Genomic DNA, 11,179 nt, shown 5'->3' with positions numbered 1-11,179 from the left:
TATGAGCGACACTGAAACCAATAACGATGTCCCGCTGCCCGGACCCGATCCGCAGATGGCGAAGGCGATTGTCGACCACGTGGCCGAGCATGGCTGCGCCGTCGTCAACGTCCCCGATCCAGGCGTTCCCGATCGCAGCTTCAGCTTCTCGGTCGGGTTCGAAGCCAATGTCGGCCAGCCCGAAATACTCGTCTACGGTCTCAACAAGGATCTGGCCCAATCGATGATCAACGAGGTCTTTCGCCAATGCAGAGACGAGGGCCTCGATCTCGCAGATGGCCAGAAGCTCGGCAACCTGATCGAGGGTTATGAATGCATGGCTCGGATGATCGACGATCCACGTGCACGGCTGACCCATTTCGGACTCGCCGCATGGTATCTGCGCGAAGAGCAGGGACAGGTGCTCAAGCGTGCCTGCCAAATCGTCTGGCCCGATCCGGAATCCCGCGCCTATCCGTGGGAGGACGGTTGCGGCCAGGATATCGTCGAGTGGCAAGTTGGTCTTTATCCGAGGGGAGGGCCGAAATGAGCGGGCTGGCGAAACTCCATGTGGTGGTGTTGATGGGCGGCTGGGCACACGAGCGCGAAGTCTCGCTGATGAGCGGAGAAGGAGTCGCCAAGGCGCTTGAAGCCCGCGGGCACCGCGTCACTCGCATCGATATGGACCGGCAGGTCGCCGCTCGGATTGCCGAGGCTGCACCTGATGTGGTCTTCAATGCGCTCCACGGCGTGCCGGGCGAAGACGGGACGGTGCAGGGAATGCTCGACCTGATGGGCATTCCCTATACCCACTCGGGCCTCGCCACCTCTGTCATCGCGATCGACAAGGAACTGACCAAGCAGGCGCTGGTCCCGCATGGCATTCCTATGCCCGGCGGACGTGTCGTGAGATCCGAGGACCTTTATGAAAGAGACCCGCTGGCGCGGCCCTATGTTCTCAAGCCGGTCAATGAAGGGTCCTCGGTCGGCGTGGCCATCGTCACCGATGACAGCAATTGCGGCAATCCGATCCGCCGCGATGCCGCCGGTCCTTGGCAGGAATTCGCCTCATTGCTGGCAGAACCGTTTATCCGCGGACGCGAGCTGACCACTGCGGTGGTTGGCGGCAAGGCGCTCGCGGTAACCGAACTCAAGCCCAAAAGCGGGTTTTACGACTTCGATGCCAAATATACCGATGGGTTGACCGAGCATGTCTGCCCTGCCGAAATCCCGCCCGAAATCGAGGCGCTGTGCCTCAAATACGCTCTCGAGGCACACCGCTTGCTCGGCTGTCGCGGTACCAGTCGGACCGATTTTCGCTGGGATGACGAGCAAGGCGAGGATGGCTTGTTTGTGCTCGAAACCAATACCCAGCCGGGAATGACGCCGCTCAGCCTGGTTCCCGAACAGGCCAAGTATGCCGGTATGAGCTACGAAGACCTGGTCGAGGCGATCGTGGCCGACGCGCTTGATCATTTCGGCCGAGCCGTTGGAGAGAACGATGGCGACCAAGGTTAGACGAAAGGGACAGGGGGTGCGGCGCTCTGCTGCGGCCCAGAACCGTGCGGCTAAGGCGCGACAAGTGCGCAAGCAGGGTCGCGGCGTGATCGATGCTGGCATGGCCCTGCTGCCCTTCACTGACGAGCAACTGCAGCGGATATTCCTTGCCGTGATCCTTGGTGGGGCCGTCGCCCTGGCCTGGTTTGTTGCTAGCTTGGCGGGCGTCCCGGCAATGGCCAGTGCCGAAATTGCCACGCTGGCATCCGATGCCGGTTTCGAGGTTCGCCGGGTACGGGTCAGCGGGATCGACCGGATGAACCAGAACAAGGTTTACGAGGCGGCCTATGGCCAGCGCGAAACCCCGATGCCTCAGGTCGACTTGGAGGCGCTGCGCGCGCAATTGCTGGAGATGTCCTGGGTCAAGGATGCACGGGTGTCGCGGCAGCTGCCCGAAACAATCGTGATCGACATTGTCGAACGACAGCCGCACGCGGTGCTCGCCAAACCCGGCCGACTGGTGCTGATCGACCCCGAAGGCGTTGAACTTGAACCGATTACACAGGCCAATGCCAAGGGAATGCTGCGCGTCTCGGGGCCTGGCGCGGCTCGCCAGGTGGCGGATCTGCGCCAATTGCTCGATACTGCTCCCGCGCTCAAGGAGCAGGTAACTGCCGCCGAATGGATCGGCAATCGCCGGTGGAACCTGACATTCCGGACCGACCAGGTGCTAGCGCTGCCGCAAGGTGACGAAGAAGCAGCGACCGCACTCATCAACTTCGCCCGTCTCGATGGACAGAACCGCCTGCTCGGCGGCAAAGTGGCAACCTTCGATATGCGGGTGCCGGAGCGGGTCTACATGCGCATTCCGGGTCGCGACCGGGAATTGCTCGACGGCGAGAGGGCGCGCTGATGGGCCTGCCGCGCATCGCCAAGGTATTTGGTGCCGTGAACATGGGGAGTTTCCGGGTCTCGGCCATGATCATGGGCGAGTCAGAAACCGGCGAACTGATCGTGCTCGGATCGGGCCATCGCCAATCACAGGGCGTGCGGCGTGGCTATGTTACCGACATGGCGGCAGCAACCTATGCCGTGCGCAATGCGGTTGAACGGGCCGAGGAGAACGCCGGGACACGGGTCCAGAGCGTATGGGTCAGCTGCGCCGGAGCCGGGCTGACCAGCCGCGTTGCCCAGGTCGAGGTGCCGATCGGCGGACGCCAGATCGAGGAAGAGGATATCGAGTACCTGCTCGTCGCCGCGCGCGAGAGTATCGAACCCGACGGACGCATGGTTCTGCATGCCCAGCCAGCCTACTACACGCTCGACGGGGCGCATGGTGTTGCCAATCCGCGCGGCCTTCATGCCGAGCGGCTCGGTGTCGATATCCACGTCATGCTGGCCGACGGCGCGCCGGTCCGCAATCTCAAAGATTCGGTCGAGCGCGCGCATCTCTCGGTCGAGGCCGTGGTGGCAACGCCGATCGCCGCGGGCTATGCCAGTCTGAGCCCAGAGGAACGTGAATTGGGCACCGCATTGATCGAGCTCGGAGGCGAGGTCACCAATGTGGGCGTGTTCAAGAACGGCATGCTGACCGGCCTGATATCGATTCCATTGGGATCGACGGACATCACCGACGCCATCGCCAGCGCTTTCGGTATTCGCAGGTTTCAGGCGGAACGGCTCAAGTGCCTAGCCGGTTCTGCCATCGCCAGTCCCACCGACCATCGGGAAATGGTGCCGGTCAACGCGCCCGGCGATGGAGTCAGCGAAGATCACCGGATCAACCGGGCCGAACTGGTGTCAGTGATCACCGAACAACTGGCAACGCTGGCAGACAAGATTGGCAAGGCTTTGAAGTCGCTCGATTATGCCGGCGCGCGTGGGCAGGTCGTGGTGTCGGGCGGCGGGGCTCAGCTGGCCGGTATCGCCGAGTATATGCAAGGCGCTCTCGGGCGCCCGGTGCGGGTTGGCAAGCCGCCCGAATTGCGCGGATTGCCCGACGCGATGCGCAATCCGGGCTTCGCAACTTTGGCAGGCCTCTGCATCTACGCCGCCGACGATCCGGTCGACATCCGCCGGGTTGGAAACCGGGGGCAGGAAACAGTGCGGCCGGGCAGCGCGGGGCTGGCAAGCCGGATTTGGCGAGCCGCGCTGGACTATTTCTGATTGATTGTGGCCGACAGGGGCGCAGAACTGTTGAAAACTACGTTGAAACCACTGTGGATAAGGTCGCAAGTCGAGATTCTAGCGTTAACTGCTTTATGTCAGACTGACAGACATCATTCGGGCCCTGCCGGCCCATGGAGATTACCGTCATGAGCATCAATATCGGCCCTGCAACCAGCGATGAGCTGCGGCCCCGTATCACCGTGATCGGTGTCGGCGGCGCGGGCGGAAACGCGATTGCCAACATGATCGACGCGAACATCGAAGGCGTCGAATTCATCGTTGCCAACACCGATGCCCAGGCGCTCAATACATCTGCTGCGGAAACCCGCATCCAGCTCGGCCCTGATATTACCGGCGGACTTGGTGCCGGGGCCCGGCCTGAGGTCGGCAAGGCGGCAGCTGAGGAAACCACCGACGAGATCGAAGACCTGCTGGACGGGGTCAACATGTGCTTCATCGCGGCCGGCATGGGCGGCGGAACCGGCACCGGTGCCGCCCCGGTCATTGCAGAGGCCGCCCGCCGCAAGGGCGTCCTCACTGTCGGCGTGGTGACCAAGCCGTTCCTGTTCGAGGGCACCCGCAGGATGCGCGCTGCCGAGGCGGGGATCGAGGAATTGCAGCGCCACGTCGATACGCTGATCGTCATACCGAACCAAAACCTGTTTCTGATCGCCAAGGCGGAAACGACCTTCAAGGAAGCCTTCCAGCTCGCCGACGAAGTGCTTCAGCAGGGTGTCCGTTCGATCACCGACCTGATGGTGATGCCGGGCCTCATCAACCTCGACTTCGCCGATATCAAGTCGGTCATGGAAGAGATGGGCAAGGCAATGATGGGCACCGGCGAGGGCGAGGGCGAAAACCGTGCTCTCGAAGCAGCCGAACGCGCCATAGCCAACCCACTGCTGGACGGGGTCAGCATGGCGGGCGCGCGTGGCGTGATCATTTCGATCATCGGCGGCGATGACATGAAGCTGCTCGAGGTCGACGAAGCGGCCAACCATATCCGCGAACTGGTCGACGAAGATGCCAACATCATCTGGGGCTCGGCTTTCAACCCGGACCTCGATGGCAAGATCCGCGTATCGGTGGTTGCAACCGGCATCGACCAGAGCGAGGCACGCGATGCGCCGAGCGCGCAGTCGATGTCGCTCGGCGGCGCGCGGCCGCCCAAGCGTCCGATCCTCGAATTGCCCGAGGAAGACGAAGCGGATGAAGGGGATGAAGATGCGCTCGACACCATGCCGGTGGCAGAACCTGAACTCGCGGCCGAAACCGAAGATGACGTACCCGCAACACTGGCCGGTCTGTCGGGCATGGGAGCAGATGACGGCGACAATGAGTATGACGAAGACGATGACGATGATGTCGACGGCATCGTCGACCCGCTTGCCGGACTTCGCAACGAAAGCGACGATGAATTCGACCTCGCAGGTGGAAACGACGAGGTAGGCGAAGACGAAACCGGTGCAGATTTCGGCGGCGATGATGCCGATGCGGATGACGACTGGAGCGACGCGCTCAACCTGACCGATGCCGAGGAGACCTCCGATCCGGAAGCAGCCGGTGACGATTCCAACAGCGATGAATTGCTGCTCGACGCCGATCGGCTTGCCGAAAAGGACGCGCCGGTGGAAGAACCGCCCGCACAGGGTGGCGGTCGCAGGCGCGGCCTCGTCGCCGGTGGCAGCGGGGGCGGTTCAGGCGGAGACAACGGCGGAAGTACGTTGTTCGAACGCATGGCCAACCTGTCGCGCGGCAGTGCTCCTTCGAAGGACGGGGATAGCGAAGAAGACGAGGATGAAGATGAGGACGGCGGGTCGGTCAACATTCCCCGCTTCCTCGGCCGGCAAAACAACCAGTAATCCCCGGCGAAAGGCCGGTTAGCACGGCCATGTTGATTTCGCGCATGATTGCGCTTGTTTGCGAGACTTCGTTTGCGCTGGGTTCATCACCGGTTCTATAGGCTCGCGCCGATGAAAGCGCCGATGCGACAAATCTGTTTCCTGCCCTCTGCACTCGCCATGGCTGGTATTGGCGCGGCAAGCTGGTCTAGCGGTGCGGTCGCCCAGGGCCGTGAAGTGGTCCAGGCCCTGCCATCGCAGGCATCTGACGAGCTGACACAAGCTTTGTCGCGGCTGGCCCGCACTCCGCGGGACCTTGATGCGTTGATCGCCGCCGGAACGGCATCGCTGGAACTTGGCGATGTCGATGCGGCCATTGGTTTCTTCGGCCGCGCCTACGACCTTGCGCCCAGCGACCCGCGGATCAAGGCAGGGCAGGCCGCCGCCTATGTCCGAACGCAGCGGCCGGTCGAAGCGCTCAAACTGTTCGAGGAAGCCGAATCCGCTGGCGTGGAGATCGTCCGCCTGAGCGGGGACTATGGGCTCGCCTATGATCTGGTCGGCAACAACCGTGAAGCGCAGGCTCGGTACCGTATGGCGCTGGCCCGGCGGGCGGACGACGAGGTCGTGCGCCGATTGGCGCTCAGCCTGGCAATCGCGGGGGACGAGAGCGGGTTCGAGGAAACCTTGCGTCCGCTGCTCTCTAATCGCGATTTCGGCGCTTATCGGACGCGCGCTTTCGGCCTCGCCATACTGGGCCGGGCGGATGAGGCCGTGGCCATAGCCGAAGCGGTCATGCCCCGCGACATGGCGCGCCGGATCGAGGATTATCTGCGCTTCATGCCGCGGTTGACCAAGGCCCAACAGGCCGCCGCCGGCAATCTGGGTATCTACCCGACTGCCGGCCGCATCGGACGCGACGATCCGCGCATCGCCGCATTGATGGTTCCTGATACTCCGTCCGCTCGGAGGTCGCGCAATGCTGATGAAGGGCTCGCCCCAGCCGGTGCGCCCCTTGGAGTCAGAGCGGCGGCGGAAGCAAACTCGCCATCGAACGTCGCGACTGAGCTGGACGACGAAGCGGTCGTCGTGGCTACCCCTTCGCGCAGGGAAGCGGAACGAACCGTGCGCTCGGCCCGCCGTGAGGTGGCTGCAGACCCGCTCTCGCGCACGCGGCGCCGTCCGCGCATTATCGAGCGGGAAGCGACGCCTACGCCGCCACCCCCACCCCCACCCCCACCCCCTCCGCCGTCACCGCCGCCTGCTACTGCGGTCGTTGCGGATGCGCAGCCGGTCGCTTCCCTCAGCACCGCCAGCGCAACGGGCGAATTGCCGCCTGCCGCGGGTCCCGTCGTCGTTGCGACGCTGGAAAATACGCCGCCCGGACCGGGTTTTGATCTTTCGCAAAGTGCTTTGCGCCAAACCTCGGCGCAGCAAGAGGAAGCGCCCGCATTGGCTGCCGCTTCCCCGCAGCCGGCCACTGTGGCCGATGCCTTTGCCGACCTTTCGACCCCGGTCACGCCCGCCGTCACCGGACCCGTTGCTGGCGCGGTCGATATAAAGACTATCAAGGTACGCCGCGAAGCCGCTCCCAAACCTGTGCCCGAACCGGAGCCGGCCAAGCCCATCCACCCGAGCCGCCATTGGGTTCAGGTGGCGACCGGCAAGGATCGGGCCGCACTGCGATTCGACTGGCGTCGTTTTACACGCAGCGCGCAGGGGCTGCTCGACGGGAAAGGTCCATTTGTGACAGAGTGGGGACAGACCAATCGCCTTCTGGCGGGCCCCTATCCGGACCGCGATACGGCACGCAAAGCGTTGAATGCGCTGACCGAAAAGGGTCTTGATGCCTTCACTTTCACCAGCCCCGAAGGGCAGGAGATCGAGGAACTGCGCTGAGGGCGAAGGCAGGTTGTGCACATGCTTTGAACAAGCGACTTTGGTTCTCCCCAAGCAACCGCAAGCGTCCCATTGCTTCACCCATGCGGCTGGGGCCATGTCGCTTGCATGCAGTTGAACACTCCCCCCGCCAAGGTTTTCGCATGATGTCTTCGACCCTCGAACAATACCCCGGATCGGCCGACGCGGCGCCGGTCGATATGCTCGCCGCGCTGTTCGAAGCGCGAGGTTGGGCGGTCGAAGAACACACCGAAGACGAGATCGCCGGCGAAATTCAGGGCAGCTGGGCCAAGTATCAGATCAAGGCTGTTTGGCGGAGCATGGACAATGTCCTGCAACTGATATGCGTGCCTGATATTCGCGTGGCCAAGGACAAGCGTACAGCGGCCTACGAGCTGTTGTCGCTGGTCAACGAACAGATGTGGCTGGGCCATTTCGATCTTTGGTCGAACGGCGGCGTCATCATTTATCGTCATGGCGTGCTGCTCAGCGATGACGGAATGCTCAGCGTCAACCAGGCGCAGGCGCTGATCGAATCGGCGGTGGAGGACTGCGATCGGTTTTATCCCGCTTTCCAGTTTGTGCTGTGGGGCGACAAGTCGCCGGAAGATGCGCTGGATGCGGCGCTGGTCGACGCGGCGGGTGAAGCCTGAGGCCAGTTGAACGCGGCACGGGCCTGACAGCGCCGCGCAGCCCCGCTATGGGCGCCTGATGAAAATTACCAACATGCTGATAGTGGGCTTCGGAACGATGACCGGGGCGATGGTGGATGGCTGGCTGCGCGCCGGCATGTCACCACAGAGTTTCACCGTGTACCATCCGCGCGGCAAGGATGTTCCCGAGGGTGTGCAATTGGTGACCGAATGGCCAGATGCTGCGTTCGACGCGGTTCTGCTGGGTGTGAAGCCGCACATGCTCGACGATATCGCGCCCGGCCTTCGCAAGGCAGTCAGTGCCGACACCACGGTCATATCGGTTCTTGCCGGCGTCGAACTGGCCAGCCTGCGCGCTCGCTTCCCCCAAGCCGGCTCGGTTGTGCGGCTGATGCCGAACCTGGCCTGCGCGCTCGGCAAGTCGCCCAACGGGCTCGTTGGCGAAGGGCTGGCGGATTCGGCGAGGGAAGCTGTCACCCAGCTAGCCGAGCGACTGGGGACAGCCGAATGGCTCGACGACGAGAGCCAGTTCGATCTCGTAACTGCATTGGCCGGATCGGGCCCGGGATTTACCTATCGTTTCATTGACGCACTGAGCAGGGCCGCGACCCGGCTTGGCCTCGAAGAAGAGCAAGCCGGACGGTTGGCCGTACAGATGGTCGAGGGTGCCTCGGCACTGGCGGCTGCTTCGCCGCACAGTCCGGGCGAACTGGCGAGGCGTGTCGCCAGTCCCGGCGGAATGACGCAAAAGGGCCTCGACGTGCTCGACGCGGACAATGCGCTGGTAGAGCTGATGGTGGGAACCCTGCGGGCGGCACGCGACCGGGGGGCGGAAATGGCCGCGCAGGCGCGCCAATCTGTCGACAAACAGGGTTAACGCTTCGACCGGCGTCTTGCCGGGGCGAAACTCTCCGGTTTTCCTTGAAATCGAGCGATTTTGCCCCGATATTGGCGGGGAAGCTGGCGCTATAGTGCCGCCGGCCAAAGGAGTATGTATCGAAATGGCTGACTGGAACGAACCTCGGCAGACGCAGCAGGGCTTCGGATCTGTCCCGCGCGCCGGAGGCGACGTTGCTTCGCGCACGACCTTCGACGCAGGGCTGCGCAAGTACATGCTGTCGATCTACAATTACATGGCTTCGGGCATCCTGCTGACCGGCATCGTCGCGATGCTGACCTTCAGTAGCGGCCTGGCAGCAAACTTCATCGGCGGTCCGCTGATGTGGATCGTGGCGCTCTCGCCGCTCGCCATCGTGATCGCGATGAGCTTCGGCCAAAACCGCTTCAGCAAGGGCACATTGCAGCTCATGTATTGGGGTTTCGCGACCCTGATGGGCCTGTCGCTCTCGACGCTGTTCTACGCCTACACCGAAGGCTCCATCGCGGTGACATTCTTCGCCACCGCCGGTGCCTTTGCCGGGCTCAGCCTGTGGGGTTACACCACCGAGAAGGACCTGAGCGGCTGGGGCAGCTTCCTGATCATGGGCGTCGTTGGCCTGATTATCGCCAGCGTCATCAACATGTTCCTGCAGTCACCTGCGCTGATGTGGGCTGTCAGTTTCCTCGGCGTGCTGATTTTTGCAGGCCTCACCGCCTATGACACCCAGAAGCTCAAGAACATCTACACCTCGGTGCGCGGAACGCCGCTGATGGACAAGGTCGTGATCATGGGGGCGCTGAACCTCTATCTCGACTTCATCAACATGTTCCTGTTCCTCCTACGCTTCATGGGCGCCGCGCGCGACTGACACGCGCGGGTCACCAGGCGGCAACTGTCGCAGGAAAGACTCACTTGAACGTGCCCGGGGTGCAATCCGCACCTCGGGCATTTTCTTATTGCGCAGGTGTGATTAGGGTCGCGTTTCATCACTCGCCGTTCAGAGTGCGCGAGACATGATTATCGCGTGTGAGAGAGAGTCACCCTGCATGAATGTCATTTCCCCGGCTAATTCAGTGAATCCCCGCCCTGCCGCTCTACGGCTGCGCGTCGCCGCCGCCGCAGCAGGCCTCGCACTGCTGGCAGGCTGTGCCACGCCACCGCCACCGCCTCCTCCTCCTCCTCCGCCGCCGCCGCCAGTAGAACTGATCCCGGCCAAGCCGCGCCCGCCAATGGGCGCCGCGGCGATGATGGCAATCCCGGCGGTTGGCCTTGATGGCTCGCGGTTGACGGTGAACAGCGGGATTTCGGACGCGCAAAGGATCTGGAACCTGCGCTCGGCGCTCAACGTGGCGGCGCTCAATTGTCTCGATCCGCGCTATGCGGCGATCCTGCCCAACTACAAGTCGTTCCTCGACCGGCTGGAGCGTCCTCTGCGGGCGGCCAACAACTCCGTCATCGCGGAATTTCGCGACAGCTACGGCCGGTCCGAGGGCATGGCCGCCTATGACACCTACATGACCAAGGTCTATAATTACTACGCGCTACCCCCGGCCATGCGGCCGTTCTGCGACGCGGCCCTGGAAGTCAGTAACAACTCGCTGATGGTCGACGCGGCAACGCTCGAAGGGTTTGCCGCCACTGCGCTGCCCCAGCTCGAAACCGTATTCCAGGATTTTTACAATTCCTACGCTGCCTACCAGAGCAATCTGGCCAGTTGGACGGCAACCTACGGGCCGTATGCAATTCCCGGCACTCCGGCTCCCGTGGGCATTCGTACTGGCTCGCTCGCACCGACGCCGGGTGAGCAGGTCATCTACCGCGAAACACCCGAAGGGCTGGCGATTGATGCTCTAACCGGCACGGTCGAAGTGTTGCCGGCCCCTGGGCAGAGTGCCCCGGTGGTCGTGGCCGAATTGCCGGCAAATGACGATATGGTGACGGCGCCTGTTGTTTCGCAACTGCCGTCTGTGAGCAGCGAGGCCCCGACGACGCTGCCAAGCTTGGATCCCGGCGCAAGCGCCGTCGACCTTGCGCCGACAATCCAGCAGCAGCCAGTCTTGCAATCGGGTCCAGCGGCCGCAGACCTGCCAGCGTCCGCCACGATGGAAGCGGCGACTGCAACGCCGGGTTTCGGGACCGCACCCGTGGCGCCCCGTCCCGCGCCCGGACAGGAAGTGGTTTTCACCTCCGAACCAGTCGTGCAGCCGTCTCCACAGGACGACGACGAGTAAGGCTCGCCTCCTCGGCGCGCCGCGATTTGG

General features: G+C 63.3%; 10 protein-coding genes. All 10 read left to right on the top strand.

Translation table 11 applies throughout. The annotated features are described in order from the left end of the window. Position 1 precedes the first annotated feature (1 nt). The 10 genes from ACXYL9_RS11855 to ACXYL9_RS11810 all read left to right on the top strand — a co-directional run bounded on the left by ACXYL9_RS11855 (position 2) and on the right by ACXYL9_RS11810 (position 11,149). Positions 2-529 carry a DUF4262 domain-containing protein gene (locus tag ACXYL9_RS11855; RefSeq protein WP_459039694.1) on the top strand — a complete coding sequence of 176 codons (528 nt, stop codon included), beginning with the start codon at positions 2-4 and terminating at the stop codon, positions 527-529. Then, a complete protein-coding gene (locus tag ACXYL9_RS11850) occupies positions 526-1,497 on the top strand; it encodes a D-alanine--D-alanine ligase (RefSeq protein WP_459039693.1) in 972 nt (323 codons plus the stop codon). The genes ACXYL9_RS11855 and ACXYL9_RS11850 overlap by 4 nt, the downstream gene beginning before the upstream one ends. 64 nt (positions 1,498-1,561) lie before the next feature. Further along, positions 1,562-2,389, top strand: a complete 828-nt coding sequence (locus ACXYL9_RS11845; RefSeq protein ID WP_459039692.1) for a cell division protein FtsQ/DivIB — start codon at positions 1,562-1,564, stop codon at positions 2,387-2,389. Next, positions 2,389-3,642, top strand: coding sequence for a cell division protein FtsA (gene ftsA / locus ACXYL9_RS11840; RefSeq protein ID WP_459039691.1), 1,254 nt, complete (start codon positions 2,389-2,391; stop codon positions 3,640-3,642). Before ACXYL9_RS11845 ends, ftsA begins: the two co-directional genes overlap by 1 nt. 149 nt (positions 3,643-3,791) lie before the next feature. Then, complete coding sequence (gene ftsZ, locus ACXYL9_RS11835) at positions 3,792-5,507, top strand: cell division protein FtsZ (protein ID WP_459039690.1); 1,716 nt, start codon at positions 3,792-3,794, stop codon at positions 5,505-5,507. 123 nt (positions 5,508-5,630) lie between these two features. Continuing rightward, positions 5,631-7,385 carry an SPOR domain-containing protein gene (locus ACXYL9_RS11830; protein WP_459039689.1) on the top strand — a complete coding sequence of 585 codons (1,755 nt, stop codon included), beginning with the start codon at positions 5,631-5,633 and terminating at the stop codon, positions 7,383-7,385. A 146-nt stretch (positions 7,386-7,531) separates the two neighbouring features. Continuing rightward, entirely contained in the window at positions 7,532-8,038 is a 507-nt protein-coding gene (locus ACXYL9_RS11825) for a type III secretion system chaperone family protein (protein WP_459039900.1), read from the top strand. A 58-nt stretch (positions 8,039-8,096) separates the two neighbouring features. After that, positions 8,097-8,915 carry a pyrroline-5-carboxylate reductase family protein gene (locus ACXYL9_RS11820; protein ID WP_459039688.1) on the top strand — a complete coding sequence of 273 codons (819 nt, stop codon included), beginning with the start codon at positions 8,097-8,099 and terminating at the stop codon, positions 8,913-8,915. A gap of 124 nt (positions 8,916-9,039) precedes the next feature. Continuing rightward, positions 9,040-9,786 carry a Bax inhibitor-1/YccA family protein gene (locus tag ACXYL9_RS11815; RefSeq protein ID WP_459039687.1) on the top strand — a complete coding sequence of 249 codons (747 nt, stop codon included), beginning with the start codon at positions 9,040-9,042 and terminating at the stop codon, positions 9,784-9,786. 205 nt (positions 9,787-9,991) lie between these two features. Beyond that, on the top strand, positions 9,992-11,149 hold the full coding sequence (locus ACXYL9_RS11810; RefSeq protein ID WP_459039686.1) for a hypothetical protein: 1,158 nt from the start codon (positions 9,992-9,994) through the stop codon (positions 11,147-11,149). Positions 11,150-11,179 lie beyond the last annotated feature (30 nt).

This window comes from Qipengyuania sp. CAU 1752 (assembly GCF_054482615.1).
Note: the sequence above shows the minus strand (reverse complement) of the source record. Positions and strands in the feature narration are given on the sequence as shown.

What these genes read in the sequence shown, in the direction of transcription:
- ACXYL9_RS11855 (WP_459039694.1), top strand. Translation starts at nt 2, where the DNA reads ATGAGCGACACTGAAACCAATAACGATGTCCCGCTGCCCGGACCCGAT.
- ACXYL9_RS11850 (WP_459039693.1), top strand. Translation starts at nt 526, where the DNA reads ATGAGCGGGCTGGCGAAACTCCATGTGGTGGTGTTGATGGGCGGCTGG.
- ftsA (WP_459039691.1), top strand. Translation starts at nt 2,389, where the DNA reads ATGGGCCTGCCGCGCATCGCCAAGGTATTTGGTGCCGTGAACATGGGG.
- ftsZ (WP_459039690.1), top strand. Translation starts at nt 3,792, where the DNA reads ATGAGCATCAATATCGGCCCTGCAACCAGCGATGAGCTGCGGCCCCGT.
- ACXYL9_RS11830 (WP_459039689.1), top strand. Translation starts at nt 5,631, where the DNA reads ATGCGACAAATCTGTTTCCTGCCCTCTGCACTCGCCATGGCTGGTATT.
- ACXYL9_RS11825 (WP_459039900.1), top strand. Translation starts at nt 7,532, where the DNA reads ATGTCTTCGACCCTCGAACAATACCCCGGATCGGCCGACGCGGCGCCG.
- ACXYL9_RS11820 (WP_459039688.1), top strand. Translation starts at nt 8,097, where the DNA reads ATGAAAATTACCAACATGCTGATAGTGGGCTTCGGAACGATGACCGGG.
- ACXYL9_RS11815 (WP_459039687.1), top strand. Translation starts at nt 9,040, where the DNA reads ATGGCTGACTGGAACGAACCTCGGCAGACGCAGCAGGGCTTCGGATCT.